The sequence below is a fragment of the Stieleria mannarensis genome (assembly GCF_014154935.1).
Taxonomy (GTDB): domain Bacteria; phylum Planctomycetota; class Planctomycetia; order Pirellulales; family Pirellulaceae; genus Stieleria; species Stieleria mannarensis.
Window position 1 is genome coordinate 36037 of record NZ_JACEHH010000026.1, and the last position, 16227, is coordinate 52263.

General features: G+C 59.3%; 14 protein-coding genes. 9 read left to right on the top strand and 5 right to left on the bottom strand.

Features of this window, described 5'->3' with window-relative positions:
* Positions 1-503 precede the first annotated feature (503 nt).
* The 3 genes from H1B37_RS18100 (at position 504) to H1B37_RS18110 (ending at position 2785) form a co-directional block, all read left to right on the top strand.
* Positions 504-989 carry a hypothetical protein gene (locus tag H1B37_RS18100; RefSeq protein WP_182868063.1) on the top strand — a complete coding sequence of 162 codons (486 nt, stop codon included), beginning with the start codon at positions 504-506 and terminating at the stop codon, positions 987-989.
* A 134-nt stretch (positions 990-1123) separates the two neighbouring features.
* Complete coding sequence (locus H1B37_RS18105; RefSeq protein WP_182868064.1) at positions 1124-1366, top strand: hypothetical protein; 243 nt, start codon at positions 1124-1126, stop codon at positions 1364-1366.
* A gap of 1026 nt (positions 1367-2392) precedes the next feature.
* Positions 2393-2785 carry a hypothetical protein gene (locus H1B37_RS18110; protein ID WP_182868065.1) on the top strand — a complete coding sequence of 131 codons (393 nt, stop codon included), beginning with the start codon at positions 2393-2395 and terminating at the stop codon, positions 2783-2785.
* Positions 2786-2918: 133 nt separating this feature from the next.
* Here the strand turns inward: H1B37_RS18110 and trhO are convergent, their stop codons facing one another.
* Both trhO and tpx read right to left on the bottom strand, forming a co-directional pair.
* Entirely contained in the window at positions 2919-3860 is a 942-nt protein-coding gene (gene trhO, locus H1B37_RS18115; protein ID WP_182868066.1) for an oxygen-dependent tRNA uridine(34) hydroxylase TrhO, read from the bottom strand.
* 203 nt (positions 3861-4063) lie between these two features.
* Positions 4064-4579: a thiol peroxidase gene (tpx, locus tag H1B37_RS18120; RefSeq protein WP_182868067.1), complete on the bottom strand. Its 516-nt coding sequence runs from the start codon at positions 4577-4579 to the stop codon at positions 4064-4066.
* Between the two features lie 135 nt (positions 4580-4714).
* Here tpx and H1B37_RS18125 point away from each other — a divergent pair, with 135 nt between their 5' ends.
* From H1B37_RS18125 to H1B37_RS18140, 4 genes are all read left to right on the top strand, one after another.
* Positions 4715-6805 (top strand): hypothetical protein, encoded by a 2091-nt coding sequence (locus H1B37_RS18125; RefSeq protein ID WP_182868068.1) that lies wholly within the window; start codon positions 4715-4717, stop codon positions 6803-6805.
* A gap of 250 nt (positions 6806-7055) precedes the next feature.
* Complete coding sequence (locus H1B37_RS18130; RefSeq protein WP_182868069.1) at positions 7056-7973, top strand: hypothetical protein; 918 nt, start codon at positions 7056-7058, stop codon at positions 7971-7973.
* Positions 7974-7999: 26 nt separating this feature from the next.
* Positions 8000-10369 carry a serine/threonine-protein kinase gene (locus H1B37_RS18135; protein WP_182868070.1) on the top strand — a complete coding sequence of 790 codons (2370 nt, stop codon included), beginning with the start codon at positions 8000-8002 and terminating at the stop codon, positions 10367-10369.
* A gap of 9 nt (positions 10370-10378) precedes the next feature.
* Entirely contained in the window at positions 10379-10963 is a 585-nt protein-coding gene (locus H1B37_RS18140; RefSeq protein WP_182868071.1) for an RNA polymerase sigma factor, read from the top strand.
* Between the two features lie 199 nt (positions 10964-11162).
* On the opposite strand, the gene cyaB is transcribed toward H1B37_RS18140, so the two are convergent.
* Positions 11163-11753, bottom strand: coding sequence for a class IV adenylate cyclase (gene cyaB, locus H1B37_RS18145; protein WP_182868072.1), 591 nt, complete (start codon positions 11751-11753; stop codon positions 11163-11165).
* A gap of 10 nt (positions 11754-11763) precedes the next feature.
* Positions 11764-12873 carry a HEAT repeat domain-containing protein gene (locus H1B37_RS18150; RefSeq protein WP_182868073.1) on the bottom strand — a complete coding sequence of 370 codons (1110 nt, stop codon included), beginning with the start codon at positions 12871-12873 and terminating at the stop codon, positions 11764-11766.
* On the opposite strand from H1B37_RS18150, the gene H1B37_RS18155 reads away from it, so the two are divergent.
* Entirely contained in the window at positions 12872-13216 is a 345-nt protein-coding gene (locus H1B37_RS18155; RefSeq protein WP_182868074.1) for a hypothetical protein, read from the top strand. The genes H1B37_RS18150 and H1B37_RS18155 overlap by 2 nt on opposite strands.
* Before the next feature lie 37 nt (positions 13217-13253).
* Here the strand turns inward: H1B37_RS18155 and H1B37_RS18160 are convergent, their stop codons facing one another.
* Entirely contained in the window at positions 13254-14672 is a 1419-nt protein-coding gene (locus tag H1B37_RS18160) for a hypothetical protein (RefSeq protein WP_182868075.1), read from the bottom strand.
* A 239-nt stretch (positions 14673-14911) separates the two neighbouring features.
* On the opposite strand from H1B37_RS18160, the gene H1B37_RS18165 reads away from it, so the two are divergent.
* Positions 14912-16204 (top strand): nickel-dependent lactate racemase family protein, encoded by a 1293-nt coding sequence (locus H1B37_RS18165; RefSeq protein ID WP_182868076.1) that lies wholly within the window; start codon positions 14912-14914, stop codon positions 16202-16204.
* Positions 16205-16227 lie beyond the last annotated feature (23 nt).

The window sequence follows — 16227 nt, forward strand, 5'->3', positions numbered from 1 at the left end:
AATAGTTTCGCCAACTGATGTGATGACGAATCCGTACCAGCCGCCTGAGAATGGAGCGAACGCAGCCAGTGAGTTTGCTAGCTCGACCGAACATTCATCGAGCAAACCCAATCAACGCGGCTTTCGGTACCGCGTCGTTCCCTCCACGCTTTGCCTGCTGGTCGGAGTCCCGCTTATTTGCATGTCAGTGTTTTGGGGTTATCAGATTTGGGCTACTACGATTTCTTCAGACTTGGACCTTGCCTTTCGGTTGATTCCGCCGATCCTCTTCGTGGGAATGGCGATCAGCGGCGTATCATTGATCGTTGGCTCTCGGAATTGGATGCGCGGAAATTGGAAAATCGCAGTTGCGTCCACTATGATTGGTTGGGGATTCGTGTACGGGGCCTATCGAATCGCGGCTTTCCTCGTGCCCGACGCTGCATAGCGGCGAACCCGGCGATGCACGTAAGTCGCCGGGTTGAGTCTATTGACGTAGTTACCACGGGCCGTTTCGTTGGCGAATGATGCGCAACTCTTTCATCATCGGCGGACTTATTCTCGGCGCTATTAGCGTCGATCTGTTGCTCGCGATGATCCGCCCAATTCGATGGCTCCCGAATGAACTTTGCGCTGACGTTGGCAGTGCCGGGATGAACGCGTCACTGTTTTTGATCCCTGCGGTCTTTGTGTTCTGGCCAGCGAAATCGCCGTCAGGTCCAAACTGGCTTGCTCGCATCGTGCTGTCTTCACTGACGTCTTGGTATGCCACGATTCAATTTCGAATGCAGTTCAACTTGCCAGCACTGCGTGAAATTGCTTACCAAAGTGGCGACTACATGTACGATGGGGTCGGAATGAACGCCGCGTTATTTGTCATGGGCTGGATACCACCATTGTTTCTCACGATAGTTTTGGTTGCCCTCTACTCGACATTCGCTCGTCGCGCAAAGACCACTCATGACGGTCATGAATCGTCCCGCATCGCAGGCGAAGCACCCGAACCATAGCATGTACTGAAGGACCGCTTGCATGGATTTTGAAATAGAAGATCTTTCCTCCGTCCCCCGTGATGTCCGTCGTTCGCCGACTGAAGCCACGGAGACCTCAATGACGCTCACGCCACGATGAATCCCGAAATGCCATGATGATGTCCGGCGGCGGTGGTGCCGTAGCGATCGCCCTGCTCATGTTTACGGTCGTGCCCGCTTTGCTTTTTCTTGCATGTTGGTATGCCGGTGATGTCTTCGCGTTCATTGTGGATACAATCCGACGTCGCGATTTTCTTGCTGAGTCCGAACGGCAGCGTCGGCTCGACGGTCGTCTGTTTGACGACCGTCGCAACTCGCGAATACCGTTTGATGCGGATTCCAAAGACTCTCGCTGACCATTTGATCCGATGGCAGAGCGTCCCCACAGATGAAAGGCAGCCAGGGATCCGTGAGAGCGCGCTGCCATTCGCGGTTCTTTTTTACTGTCTTCTCGTGCTTTTGTGGCGACTGATCTGACACGTTTCATTGACGCGTTGACTTGCTCGCTGGAAGGATCTCACGCTAAGTCGCCAAGCCGCAAAGATTCAAGGCTACCCCTTTGCGACTCGGCGTCTTTGCGTGGTCTTTATCTTTTCCGGGACACGGTCGACTCGGCGAACGAAGACAAACCGACGTCTGATGCTTGAGCTGAATTGAATTCCTTTAATTGGCTTTCACCCTCAAGGGAGCTGCAGAAGATGTGGCAGGCGAATCGAGAGTGGTGTCATTCGCGATTCGATACCCGTGATCAGACGCATCACGCAGGAATCATTTTCAGCGTTGGGTTGCACCATTCGCACATCATTTTGAATCGCAGAGTCGCAGAGGACGCAGAGATGGGGAATTGAGTGCATCGACCTCTGCGCTCTCTGCGCCTCTGCGTTTGAGTCTCTCCACCCTGCCTTCGTCCTTGACGCGCCGATCGGTTGCCGCCCATCAACGTGCGAAGCGAGGCTGCTGGAAATTCCATGTGGGAGCCATCACCCGGGGTGCGCTTCTCAACCCCGGGCTGTGGTGTGGCACCGCTCCGCGGTGTAGCATCGGTTCGTCTTGGGCGGACGCCGAATCCAGAGTCAATTCGGCCCACGGATGGCAAAGCGTCCCCACGGATGAAAAGCAGCCGGGGATCCGTGGGGACGCGCTGCCATCCGTGGGGCTTTTTCGTTGTCACGTTCCTCGGGGGCATGGTGCGAATCAGGCAGATGCCACGCACCTTGAATTTGTCTGGGATGGTTGAAACTGGCACCCACGGCCAGCATCCGCTCTAATCCAGTCTTGTCACCGGTCAGCATGAGGGGCGAGAACGTTCTGTCGCACGATCGCTTTGCATGCGCGGATTGATCGCAATTCATTTTCGCAGAAAGGAGTGGGAGTTGAATTGGATGCGTAAATCGTCTCGGCGACAGTTTTCATTGCGGAGCGTGCTTGTCGTGATCGTGCTCGCTGCGGTCTGGTTTGCGTACTTGCAAAGACAGGATGCGGCACGTCGTCAACTGATTGAAGACATCGAAGGTGTCGGCGGCACGGTTGAATTTGGCGAATCGACCACGCTATCGCTGTTTCAGAGTCAGTGCGTAACTGACGTTGCGATTCCCAGTGCTCGTCTCGGTGATGTGGGACCGATGCGTCTCAAGTTGTTTCCGAACCTGTCGACGCTTGAGCTCAATGACGTCGAAATGTCCGGTGACAATGGCTGCACATTCCATGGTGCATCCTTGAAGTTCACGATGGTCTCAGACGATTGGCTGGAACACCTCGACTCGCAATGCCCGTAGCTTGATCTTCGGGTAGCGGAACTCGCCAAGAGTTTCGCCGCTGGCGCGGCGACGCCGCGCCGGGAGGCCGAAAGCCTTGGCGGCTTCCGCTACGACACGAACCCAAATCCTGACTCCGTTTCCTGGCCCCAGGCTACGGATGGGAATGCCCTTTGGGCACCCGGCCTTGCTTTTCCCACATCGCTTGCCGTTCGGCGAAGCGGCGTTTGCGTTCTTCGGAAATCTCGTTGACGCAATTCGGGCAGTGCACGCCGGCTTTGAAATCCGGGTGTTGCTGGTCTTCTTTCGACACCGGCCAGCCGCAGGCGAAACACATCACGTGCTCCCCTTCGGCCAGTCCGTGTCCGACCGAAACGCGTTGGTCGAACACGAAGCAGTCGCCGTTCCATTTGGATTCTGACTGCGGAACGGTTTCCAGGTACTTGAGAATTCCGCCGCGGAGGTGATAGACCTCCTGGAACCCCTTTTGCTTCAATAGCGCCGTCGATTTTTCACATCGGATGCCTCCGGTGCAAAACATCGCGACCTTCTTCTGCTTGGCAGGATCGAGGTGCTTGTCGACAAACTCGGGGAATTCGCGAAACGATTCGGTGTGTGGGTTCTGGGCACCTTCGAAACTGCCGATCGAGATCTCGTATTCGTTCCGGGTGTCGATCAAGACGACGTCGGGATCGGAGATCAGGTCGTTCCAGTCACTCGGGTCGACATAGGTGCCGACCGACTGATTGGGATCGATGCCCTGGACGCCCATCGTCACGATCTCGCGTTTCAGCCGGACCCGGCTGCGGCGAAAGGGTTGTTCGGCACAAGCGGATTCTTTGACCTCCAGCTCGGCAAACTCGGGAATCGATCGCAAGTGCTCGAGCACCGCATCGATCCCGGCGCGCGATCCCGCGATCGTTCCGTTGATACCTTCGCTGGCCAACAGCAACGATCCCTTCACGTCGTTTTCGGCCAGCACCGATTCGATCGACGGCCGCAACTGTTGGTGGTGCGGCAAGGCGACGAATCGGTACAGCGCCGCAACGACGATGGGGAGATCGTCACTCGGGCGTGGGTGATGTTCGTTTGACATCGTGGTGAGCGGTGAATCAAGGCGAACGGTAGTGGACGACGCGAGGAGTCCTGGCAGCTGGCAATCCGAATGGACTCGTCGCCTCGTCCACTACCCGAGAACCATGGTGACATGGAATGCCAGGAAGCGTTGGTGTCTAGGCTTTCGCCGATCTCCCCGCTTTCGATCACAAACTGAGCCGTTGGCTCACTGGTAAAGGGGGCTTACAGCAGCATCCGCAGGGCTGCCAGCGCGGTCGCGTAGTCGGGTTCCTCGGTGACTTCGGCGACGATTTCTTTGTGGGCGATTTCGCCGTCGGCGTTCAAGACGAACACGGCACGGGTGAGCAATTTCAGCTCTTCGATCGTCAATCCATAATCGTTGCCGAAGGCGTGCGTTTGGTAGTCGCTGGCCGTCCGCATCTTGATGTCCTCGGCCCCGCAGAATCGGGCTTGGGCAAACGGCAGGTCGCGGCTGACGGTGACGGCGTTGATCTTGTCGCCCAGGGCGGCCAGTTCCTCGTTAAACTTTTTGGTCTGGATCGCACAGGTCGGCGTGTCCAAACTGGGGACGACACTGATGATGCTGGGTTTGCCTTTCAGATCCGCCAACGTCAGCGTTTGGATCCCGCCGTCGGCGTAGTGGAGTTGGAAATCGGGAGCCGGTGCTCCCACCTTCAACGCCTCGCCGGCCAGTGTCATCGGGTTGCCCTTGAAAGTAATGACGCCAGTTTGAGCCATGAGAAAAACCTTGGTTGGTGATCGGTGGGACACGAATTTACGTAACAATGCTAAGCTGTCGAATTATGTTGCCCCGACACGCTGCCGGGAATGGGGCTGCCCCCGGAAGCCCGGACCACGGATTGAAAAATTCCTATGATTTTGCCGCAATCGTTTTCACAATGGTCTCGTTCCCTCGCCTGCGCTGCCCTGTTGGGGCTGATCGCGGCATCGCAACCCCTGATCGCCGCCGACGGGTCGAATTATGCACACAGTGACGGCGACGCCCGGTTTTTGCATCACATCCATTTGTATGATGTGAACAACCGACGCATCGAACCGGATTCGACGACGCCTTATTCCAGCCTGAATACCTGCGGGCGATGCCACGATTACGAAACCATCTCCCACGGCTGGCATTTTAACGCCTTTCTGCCCGAATCGGACGACGGCCGCCAAGGCGAACCTTGGATTTGGACCGATTCCCGCACCGGAACCCAGCTGCCGCTGTCCTATCGCGATTGGGACCAAACCTTCGACCCGCGGAAAATCGGGATCGACCAGTGGGCCATGGTCCGCCAGTTCGGCGGACGCATCCCCGGCGGCGGACTCGGCCACGCCCCCGAAGAAGACGAGTCGGGCGGCGGGGAGGACGACGATGCCGATGCGGCGGACGAAACCGCGTCGCCGTCGCGATGGCCCCTGTCGGGCTCGCTGGAAATCGATTGTCTGGCATGTCACGGAGTCTCGGGGGCGTACGATTTCAACGCCCGGCGGGACCAGATCGCCGAAGAAAATTTTGCCTGGGCCGCCACCGCCGCGATGAAGATCGGAACCATTGACGGCCAAGTCTCGCGGATCAAAGAGGGGGCGGATCCCGACGACGAGGCGACGAAAGAAAAGCTGCCCCAAGTCAGCTATGACGCGTCACGTTTTGCCGCCGACGGAACGGTGTTCGTCGACTTGATCCGCCAGCCCCAAAACAATGCCTGTTACCAATGCCATAGCAATCGGACCGTCGACGCGGACGGGATTCAGCCTCGTTGGACGCACGATCAAGACGTCCACTTGCGGGCCGGAATGGCCTGTGTCGATTGCCACCGCAACGGGATCGACCACCACATCGTCCGTGCCTACCCCGGCGAACAACACCCCAGCGGCAAAGACATGGTCACGTTGTCCTGTGCCGGCTGTCACATGGGCGCCGACTTCGTCGATGAACTCGGTCGGACGGGCGAGGACCATCCGCAGCATGACGAATACGCCACCGATCAATTGGCCGGGCGATTGGGTTCGCCGCATCCCGCCCATGCCGGGCTGCCCGCGTTGCATTTCGAAAAACTCTCCTGCACGGCCTGCCACGGCGGACCGCTGCCCCGTGACCAGGCACTCGGGATCATGACCTCCCTGGCCCACTCGTTGGGCGAAAAAGGCCATCGCGACGGAACCGAATTGCCTCGGATCGCGGGTCCCGTCTATGCCAAGGGCGATGACGGACGGGTGTACCCGCACCGCGCCGTGTGGCCGGCGTTTTGGGCCAGCCTGGTCGACGGCAAACTGACGCCGCTGGATCCCAGCAAGGTGTACGACATCACGCGCCGGGCGCTTCGTGTCCGCAGCGACTTTAGCAGCGAATTGCTGTCGCCAAAGCTAGGCAGTTCGGAGATGAAGGAGGCACTCGGGGAGGATCGCTACCGCACCAAACCCGAAGAGTGGACCGAAGAGGAAGCGGCGAAAGTCGAAGCGGCGACCAAGGAGGCGGGCGAAAAACTGTTCGCTGAAAAAATCTCCGCCGCGATCGCCGCCCTGGAAGAAGAGCTCGATCTTCCGCAGGCCGTTTATGTCTCCAGCGGGTTTGTTTATGCCAGCGGAGACGAACCGGAAACGGTCAAGAAGATCGACGTCGATGACAACGATGCGATCGACATGATCCGATGGCCGATGGCGCACAACGTCCGTCCGGCGGGCTGGTCCTTGGGAGTCACCGGGTGCCTGGAGTGTCACAGTGACACGGGCAAGATCTTTGCCAGCACGGTTGCAGCGACCGGTCCGGGCCCGGATCGGGGCGAGCCGGTGGCGATGTTCACGCTGCAGGGCATCGATGCCGACCAGCGACTGACGTGGAACGAATTGTTTACCGGCCGGGCCTCGTTCAAAATTATCGTGGCCACGTCGATCGGCGTACTGACCATCACCTTGCTGCTGGCCGCCGGTATGCTGGTCGGCCGCGTCGGACGGTCCGCGTGATCACGTCCCCGTGCTTCGGAAATCGTACGAATTGCGATCGATTGTCGATTCGCGGGCGCGACGAAGCAGCGACCGGAAATCGCCAAAAGGCTAGACACCAGCGCTGCTGCCTGTGCCGTTTGAGGTGCGGATTTCTCGTGTTGGGAGTTTTTAGAGATTATTCTCTGTTCTCGTGACAGCATCCCGCATTGCCGCGCCTTCAGAAGCGTCTTGAAAGAATCCGGCCACGTTCCAGCAATCGGTAGACCCCATGGAAAAGTTCTTTCTCAGAGTGATTCTCTGCGTTTCGTTCATCGTCGCAGTCACCGATTGCGCCGCTCCACGCGGTTTTGCCGAAGAGGTCGATCCGCAGCAGCAGATTTGGGACGAAACGCGATCGCTGTTGCAGCGACGCGAGTATTCGTTGGCAATCAATCTGCTCGAGAACGGACTGGAGGACTCCGATTTTTTCGGGTTCACAAGTCGATTGCAGCAAGACCTGGACGCCGTCAAGCGGCTTCAAAGGCTGTTCGAGACCGTCGAGTATGCGGCCGGAAAGTTGACGCGATCGACGCCGTTGAAGGTGTTGTCCAAGGAACTTCGATTCGATCGGCGTACGACCGAGGCATCGGGGACATCATTGATCTTCACCAATGCGAGCGGTGGCGAGGTCACGTACCCGCTTGTTCGACTCGATTCGGCGACTTGGCTTCAACTTGCTGAGCCGGAATTGCGCACCTGGCCGGACGAAGAGTTCGTCACCGGAGTCTTCTTGGCCTTTGACCGCTATTCGGATTCCCGGCTCGCACGTGCCCAATTGAATGCCGCGGCGGAGGCTGGGAAAGACGTGGCGGTGTGGATCCAGCGGTTGGAAGATGCTGAGCGGGAGCGCAAGCAGAAAGGGCGTCCCGGAGGCACCGAGCCTTCCGCCGATGAGTTGCTGTTTGGGAAATGGTCGGTGGCTGTGAAGGACGGCCCGCGTCTCGTTTGGGAGTTCCGACGCGGCGGTGATGGAATCGTGATGTTCAAGGGACGTCGTCAGCGAGCGACGTGGGAACGGGAGTCCAGTGGCGTGTTTCGATTCTCCAATGCCCAGGGGGTTACCGCGGTGATCCATGTGGCCGGAGATCGCATCTTTGGCCGATTCACCAATGGCAGGCCGTTCCGCGGCGTACGACAGGCCGAGTGACAGTGAACGACCCCGAAAAGAGTTCGATGAATCACGAAGTCCCTGTCGTCCGGGGTGACCTTGAGGTCACCCACGAAACCTTGCGCGCGTTCGCAAAGGGAAAGTTGGACGAAGAAACCGAACGACAAGTCATGGCGGTGCTGGAGACACGCCCCGAACTCGCCGCGGAAGTGGCCGCGATCTCCGTCGACTCGGTGATCGAAAAGTTGCGACGTCACAGCGAAGTGGTGGCCAACGCGTCGTTGTCGAGCCAGTTGGGAGACGAATCACCTGGTGAAACCGAACTGTTGGCCAGTGAACCGAGCGACTCGTCCGAGATTCCAAGCGAATTGGCTGGACTGACGGAATTCAAAGTCTTGAAAGAAATCGGTCGAGGCGGCATGGGGGTTGTGTATCTGGCCAAACACGAGCTGACCGGCCGCAAAGAGGTGTTGAAGGTGCTTAACGAGCGGTTGATCGCCAATCGAGAGGCGCGTAAGCGTTTTGACCAGGAGATCAAATGCATCGCATCGATGAACCACGAATCGATCGTCCGCTGTCACACCGTCAAGCAGTTGCGAGACGCCCTGGTGCTGTGCATGGAATACGTTCCCGGAAAGAACCTGTATGAGTTGATCACCGCCAACGGGCCGTTGCCGATCCAATTCGCGTGTGGCGTTGCCGTGAAGGTCTGTCTGGGGCTGCAACATGCGATGAACAACGGGTTGGTCCACCGAGACATCAAGCCGTCGAATCTGATGATTTACAAAGCCGACGGAAAGATCAAAGCCAAAATTCTGGACTTCGGCCTGGCACGTTTGACGGTCAGCCAACGTGACAGTACCGACAGCCCCGACAGCGGATTGACTGACAATGGCACACTGTTGGGCACGCTGGAATACATTGCCCCGGAACAGTGTCGCGACGCGGCGTCGGCGGACATCCGCAGTGATATTTATTCTCTCGGTTGCACGCTCTATCACATGCTGGCCGGGCACCCGCCGTTTTCCGGTTCAATCGGTGAATTGGTGCTTGCCCACATTCACACCGATCCTCCGGCCATCAACCATTTGCGACCGGAAGTCCCCGGCCAACTTGCGGACATCATCGCACGGATGCTTTCCAAGGACCCCGACCAGCGTTTCCAAACTCCCGCGCAAGCCGCAGAAGCTCTTCGGCCCTTCGCACTCAAAGCCGATTCGACGGATCGAGTTCGTCACTCGAATCCCAGCCGGCAAGAATCGATCGACACGTCGGTCGATCATCACGACCGAGCCGACACGTCGGTCGCTCGTCAACCTGCGGAACTGGTGCAACCAAAACCACAACGACGATCGCCCCGCCGGATGTTTTTGGTGGCCTCGGGTGTCGTCATCGTCGGGGTCGCGATCCTCTTGATGCAACTGGTCATCAAGGGGCGCCAGGGGACGGTCGTGATCGATGACTTGCCATCGGACGCTCGCGTCCTGGTCGACGGAGACCGCGTGACGGTCTCTCGCGACGGGAACAGTGGCAGAATCACGGTCGAGCAAGGTGACCACGAGATCAAGATCCTCGTCACCGGGAAAACGCTGCTTCAAGCCCGTGTGCACCTTCGGCCTGGTGGCGAAGCGCCGTTGCGTGTCGAACGAGAGGATCAGGCGTTGACGCAGCCGAATCCAACGTCCGCGGGAGAGGCCGTCGCGACCCGGTTACCCGACCTTCGTCACACGCTTCCCGATTCGCCTTCTTTCACCAAGTTGCTCTCGAGCGAAGAGTCACTTTTGGCGAACTTCGATACCGAAGGTGTCGGCTACCAGACAGACCGGCAAAACGGCCGGATCCGAATCGTTGATGATGCATCGGCATCCGCGATGCTAACCACCCGACGACACGATTACCGAAACTTTCACCTTCGCATCGAAATGATGATCGAATCGTCGCACGACGCGGCACGCTGGAACCAGCATTTTGTGTTGCGGGCTATGAAATGGGGCAGCGACACAACCGGCTGGCGGGTGATGATGGGTGGAAATCGTCCCCACGCGGGCGTGTTGCACCAGATCGCGCCGTTCGGGCTGATGGGCATCAAAGTGCGACCGTTTCCGGGGTATCCCGATGGAAACATTGGCGTGCCGCAATTCAAGGACAATCGGCTTACGTTCTATCAATCCGCTCCACAGTCGAGCCTGCCACGAGACAAGTTCCACACGCTGGAATACATCGTTTATGGGAAAACGATCGAAGGATTTCTTGATGGTCAATTCGTATTTTCCGCGTTCGACAAATTAGGCCGAGCCAACCGAGGGGCGATCGTGCTGGTCAAGCCTCCGCAGGCAGCTGACACGTTCCGTGAATTCTCGATTCTGGAACTCGGTAATGACACGACTGCCGAGCAATACGCCAAAGCCATGGCGTTGGCGTTGGCGGAGCACTGAACCGAAACCATGCAAGAAACCTCTCTCAGCCTGCTCAAGCGAATCGCCGACGACGGAAGTGACGAAGATTGGCAGCGGCTGATCGAAATCTATCGCCCGTTTATGTTCCAGCGGATCTCGACTTATCCATTGCTCGTCAACCAAGCCGACGACATCGTGCAAGAAATCCTGGTGGTCTTGGTTCGTGAACTGCCGGGGTTTCAGCGACAGCGAACGGGTTCGTTTCGAAACTTTCTGCGCACCATCGTTCTTAATCAATTGCGTTATGCGATGCGGCGGCTGAACAAGACACCGCTGGTCGCCGGGCAGTTCGACAAATTAAGTGAACAGGTTGAGCAGCTTGCCGATCCGAACAGTCTGGTGACAGCCGAATTTGACCGACAGCACGACCGGTCCGTGTTCCGGCACGCGGCAAATATCGTCAAACGCGACGTCCAACCGGGGACCTGGCAAGCGTTTCAAAAACACGCGATCGAAGGCCAGGACGCCGCCGAGGTGGCACGCCAGTTGGGCGTTTCGGTCAACGTCGTCCTGTTGGCCAAAAGCCGCTTGACCCGGCGGATTCGCGAAGAGATCGAGGGCCTGGTCGACTAGCAACCGTTGGTGCCTAGTTTTTGGGCGATTCACGGCCGCTGCGTGTTGTTCGGTTCGGCAAAACGATGGGGGCAAAATGATCACAGCCTGGAATTGTTTTGCCCCCATTGTTTTGCTGTTCCTGTGAGGACCGGGCAACGAGGACTGATAGGTCCCATTCGTCCTTCGATTGGTCCTCTCGATCGCGGCCCCATCCCGCCTAGTGACGGTCCAATCCCAGCTTTTCCAGCAACAGATTCAGATAACTGGAGCGAACCGTTTTCTCCAAACCCAGTCGGCCGGCCAAATCGTCGATCCGCGCGCCGGCGGATCGGACCGCTTCGGGGGAATCGTCGTGGAGGATCAATTCGACTTCCGCGAACAGTCCGACCTGGTCCACTTGGTCGATTGTCAGTGTGAAATCGGCGTACGGTGAATTCGACTTTGGCCACGTGTACGACTGGCGTTCTTTGCGGACCGTCGCGACGGGATCGAACCCGAGCGCCAAGAGTAACCGCGTCATCTGGCTGCCGTCGGTGTCGCCGGGTTCCAAGCACCACTCGATCTCTTCGCGCGCCTTGAGCGCCGAATCACCGACGTCCATCTTGGGGCCTTTGTAGGTCACCGAGGCCACCGAATCGATCAACCGAATTCGAAACGCCTCTTTCGTCGCAACAAAGTCTCGTGAGGGGTGGCGATAATACGTGTCGGCATGTTGCTCCGGTTTGCCGCCGACCGCCGCCAGGTCATGGAGACATTTGACGAGTGCAGCTTTGTCCTGGAGTTCGTACTTCGTTTCGACTTCAAGCATGATGGTGTGGTTACCGCTGCAGGTGGCTGGTGATCAACTGGCGGATCTTCGGATCGGTTTCACGCTGAAAATGTCCTCGGAGCGCTGCGAGAGATGCCGCGTCGCCACGTTTGCCGAGTTCGGTGACGGCGCCTTTGCGGACGAACGGACTGGGGCTATCCAGCTGTGTGATCCAATAAGATGTCGATTCGGTGTCGTTGGTCAAGCGTTGCTTCGATTGGTCGACCAAGGTGGCGGCCGGTTTGAAACGCGGTTTCAGCAACCGGGCCGCCGGCATCGCTGGATTTTCGCTGCCGGCGGCTTGTTGCAACATCACTTCCGAGCGATCCATCGGATCGAGCGTCGCGACCGTGCGTCGATACAGTGTCGGTGTGGTCGAGGTCGGCGGCCAGTCGGTCCAGCCCGCCGCTGCATTGTCCGCCAGATCGATCGGCAGCGGTTGGTCGGCAGCGGCGATCGAATCACGCGGTGATCCCGCGGCGGTGGTCTCCCCGGCCGACATGTCGGTTGCCGGATCCTCCTGCGCCAACGCGTCTTGTGACGGGGCGTGCTGGGACGCGGCACCTTCGATGGCGATCACCTGCATCAGCCGGCGGTAGGTGGCATCGTTTTCCGCACACCCCGAATCGATCAGGTCGCGGGCTGCAAGACGCGCCAGATCTTGCACGCGTGTCCAGCGGGGGTCGCGAAAGTTGGTGATCTTGCCGGAGACCGCGGCGAGTTGGTCGGCAAAGACGAATCGACGCTCGGCGAGTTGGTCCGTCGGCAGCGTCATCCATTGCCGACTCAAGTCCTGCAACAACTCGGTCGACCGCGCCGACACCTCCGGCTTTTCATCAATCACGGCCGCCACGATGCCCGGAATGCCGTCGACGCCGGATGCTTGCAACCGTTGCAGTTGGTCTAGTTTTTCGGCCGTCGAAAGCTGCGAAAATCCACCGATGATTTCGGCCAAGCGGGCACGCTGCAGATAAACCTGGCCGGCCGTCACAACGCCGAACAACACGAACGCCCCGACCAGGTACTTGGCGGTCGATGCGAAGTGTCGTCGGGTTTGGTTGCGAGATTCCGCGAACGCCGAAAATGGATTGGGGGTCCGTTCCAGTTCATCGTCATCCATGATCGTACGCCTGAAAAATGGGATGGATCGGGAGGCATCGATCATCCCCGACAAGCCGCTTTGGTCGCAAGATCAGCTGGAATTTCGTTCGTGGGCGAGGCGTCGGTTCGGCGTGATGGGATGGATTGGTGGTCAAAAAATTTGGTGGTCAAAAAATGGGGGCGGAAAAGGGGGGGCAGGTATCGCCGTCGTTGTTGGAGGCCGCGATGGAAAACTGGTAAGAAAATTGGGGAGGGGAGAAAATGATGAAACGCACCAGGCTTTCGGTCGAGTCAATTTTCTTACCTCCAAAATCTTCCTACCTCTTCACCCCAGCCGCGACCTCTGCCAAGGGGAGCCTTGACTCGGTGCGTCGATGGAACAGTGAACAATGGCAGCCGTTAGGGCGATTGGAGTTGGTTGATGCGTTCCCGATAGGCGTCTTGATCGGCTTTCCATTGGCGGTGGATTTGGTCGCTGACGTCGACTCCGGCGATCACGTCGCCGACGATCGCGGAAAGTGAGACGATGTCGGCGGGGGAAAAGGGATCGCCGATCCAAACCACTTTGCCGCTCGAATCGACCAACATCGCTCGGCCCGCCTCCAGATCCAACGGTCGCATGTCGCGTTTGGCCCGCTGATCCAGCAGAACCCAAAACCCGTTGGCCAGCCCTGCATCGGTAAACAATCGCGCCGTCGAATCGTCCACCATCGCGACCGGTTGAACGCTCTCGCGAATCGACTCGGGCGATTGACGCAGCCAAGCCGACAGCACGTGCGCGGCGTGAACGTCCCGGGCCTGAGCGTCGCCGACCGAGGGATCCGCCCCGGCGTACCACAGCGTCAATGGTCGATCGACGCCGCGCTGGGTGACCGTGATCCGTCCGGTTCGGTCGGTGACCTTCAGTGCTGGGAGTCGGCGCCCCAACCGGCGGTCCGGTGCCGGCGGCGGCAGCGGCACCATCGCCCGCAGGTATTTTGGCTGCGGCGGCAGGTCCGCGTCGGGCATGTCGGCCATTCGGTAGCGTGATTCCGGCGACTGGAACGTGGCGTCGGCCAAAACGAGTTCCAGCGAATGGACCTTCCAGCCTTCCAGCTCGATCTGCTTGCCGGCCATCGACACCGGCAATTCGACGCCATGGATCAGCGACCGCATCGGGTCGATCCAAAAACGGTAGACATCCTCGCCGGCAGTCGCTTGGACAATCACGCACTGGACATTGTCGCGTCTGGCCAGTCCGTCGTACTTGATCTCTCGGTTTTCCTCCCCTTGCGCCTCTTCATCCGGCGCACCCGTGGTCTCGGTGCCTCCAAAAAGTTTGCCCATCGGGTTTGGGTCGAGCAACCATTCCAGCTGGGGCGGTGGTCCGCCGAGTCCGGAGACCATCCTGGAGGTCAAAATGGGGTCGCGGAGCAGGGCTTCCAACGCGGGGCGGGCCGCCGACCGCCCATCGGCGGCGGGCGGCCCGAGGACGACTTGCGAGTCGTGGAAATCGGTCTGCGGGTCGGCGATCCAGCCGATCATTCGCTCCGAGTCGGACCAAATTCGCGCGTCATAGGCGGCGATCCAGATCGTCGGCCCATCCATCACGACGTGCATCGGGGCGGTTCGGCGGACCCGCTGGCCGTCTTGTTCGATGTCCAGCCTGACTTCGCCGTGATCGCGATAGGAACGGGTGTTTTGGTATCGCGTCAGGACTTGCCGGAGATACTCCGCGGCCGGGGTTTCGGGAAGCGAAATGGTGAAGGTGTCTTGAGAGGACGTTGCGGTCGGTCGGTCGGCGGAATCGGTGCCGCCGCAGCCCGGAAAGGCTATCAAAGCCGCAATCGCGAGGAGCCGGAGCAGTGATCGCGCGGGGTGGTGCATGGACGGATGGGATGCCAGTTGAAGATTGCCGACACGGTCAATCGGCGCCGGTCGCCGATTCCCAGTGTTCGACATCCCATACAGGATTGTGCGGCAAAATGCGAGGCGGTTGCGTTTTTTCCCCGAAAGCGAGATAACCGCGCTATTGTTTTGATTCACTGGTCCACTCCCCGGAACGAGCGAACCGTCGCATGCCCGACGACCACCCCAGCCCCTCGGATCATTCCACCGCCAAGGCGGCCGGCAGCAAGATCGCCCCAAGCGATTCGGCGTCCGGTCGGCAACGAAGCGGCGTCCGCTTCTCGATCAAGAACACCGGTCTGACATCGGTTCAGATCTGGGAATACGACGCGGCGACCAACCGGACCAGCCGAGACGTTGTCGCCGACACGCTCCGCGCCCTCTCGGCGCCGGATGATTTTCCGCCGATCGAAGCGGCCATCGTGGCCGGAGACCATGTCGCGTTGGCCGTTGATCCCAACGTGCCCGACGTCGACGCGGTGATCGAGGGGGCGCTTCGAATGCTTCGCAGTACGCCGGCCGAAAGGATCGAAGTCGTGGTTTGGGACGAAGCGACCGACCAGACCCTCGATCGGATTCGGGCGGCCGCGGGCGAGCACACGGTGGTCTCGCATCAATCCGAGATCCGCGAATCGTTGTGTTATCTGGCAGCCGATGTCGATGCCGAACCGATCTATTTGAACCGAACGCTGGTCGACGCCGATTTCGTCTTGCCGATCGTCGCGGTCCGCCCCAACAACGTCAGTCAGCGGCGCGATTTGACCGGGGTGTTCCCGGCGCTCAGCGATTCGGCCACACGGACGCGTTTTTCCGACAAGGTTTCTTCCGGAGTCGCTTCCTCACCGGCGATGAAGTCGGGAAACACGATCGCCGAAGAGGTGCCGTGGTTGCTGGGCGTGCAATTGATTTTGAGCGTCACGGCCAACTCGGACGGCGCGGCCGGGGAAATCCATGCCGGCACGATTGATGCGATCGCCAAGCGAATCACGCCGACTCTGCGTCGTCCCGACCCTGTCCCGCCACCGGCCGAATTGGTCGTGGCGGCATTGGACGGTGACGCCCAGCAACAGACGTGGGAAAACGTGGCCCGCGCCGCCGAAGCCGCCTTGGCCTATGCCCTACCGGAGGCGACGATCGTGATCTGGTCGTCCTTGGATCAACCGCCGGCCGGCGCGTTGCTGGCGATCGACAACGATGACGAGGCAGCAGATCGCGACACGTCGGCACTCGGCGGCGACGCGACCGAAACGCTGCCGCCGCGCGATCGTTTCGCCGATCTCGCCCGCGTATTGAAACGCGTGAGCGAAAAACACCGGCTGATGTTGCACAGCAATCTGCCTCGCGAAGTCGTCGAACCGCTGGGCATCGGTGTGATCGATTCGCCGCACGAATTGGCCAATCTGAGTCGGCATTTCCAAAGCTGTGGCGTGCTGCGTGCGGCCAGTTATGCCGGCGGAAATTAAACATTCGAATCCAGCGACAGGTT

Coding starts and splice junctions, on each gene's coding strand:
- H1B37_RS18110 (WP_182868065.1), top strand. CDS start 2,393: ATGCGTAAATCGTCTCGGCGACAGTTTTCATTGCGGAGCGTGCTTGTC.
- cyaB (WP_182868072.1), bottom strand. CDS start 11,753: ATGCTTGAAGTCGAAACGAAGTACGAACTCCAGGACAAAGCTGCACTC.
- H1B37_RS18125 (WP_182868068.1), top strand. CDS start 4,715: ATGATTTTGCCGCAATCGTTTTCACAATGGTCTCGTTCCCTCGCCTGC.
- H1B37_RS18150 (WP_182868073.1), bottom strand. CDS start 12,873: ATGGATGACGATGAACTGGAACGGACCCCCAATCCATTTTCGGCGTTC.
- trhO (WP_182868066.1), bottom strand. CDS start 3,860: ATGTCAAACGAACATCACCCACGCCCGAGTGACGATCTCCCCATCGTC.
- tpx (WP_182868067.1), bottom strand. CDS start 4,579: ATGGCTCAAACTGGCGTCATTACTTTCAAGGGCAACCCGATGACACTG.
- H1B37_RS18105 (WP_182868064.1), top strand. CDS start 1,124: ATGATGATGTCCGGCGGCGGTGGTGCCGTAGCGATCGCCCTGCTCATG.
- H1B37_RS18100 (WP_182868063.1), top strand. CDS start 504: ATGATGCGCAACTCTTTCATCATCGGCGGACTTATTCTCGGCGCTATT.
- H1B37_RS18140 (WP_182868071.1), top strand. CDS start 10,379: ATGCAAGAAACCTCTCTCAGCCTGCTCAAGCGAATCGCCGACGACGGA.
- H1B37_RS18165 (WP_182868076.1), top strand. CDS start 14,912: ATGCCCGACGACCACCCCAGCCCCTCGGATCATTCCACCGCCAAGGCG.
- H1B37_RS18130 (WP_182868069.1), top strand. CDS start 7,056: ATGGAAAAGTTCTTTCTCAGAGTGATTCTCTGCGTTTCGTTCATCGTC.
- H1B37_RS18155 (WP_182868074.1), top strand. CDS start 12,872: ATGATCGTACGCCTGAAAAATGGGATGGATCGGGAGGCATCGATCATC.
- H1B37_RS18135 (WP_182868070.1), top strand. CDS start 8,000: ATGAATCACGAAGTCCCTGTCGTCCGGGGTGACCTTGAGGTCACCCAC.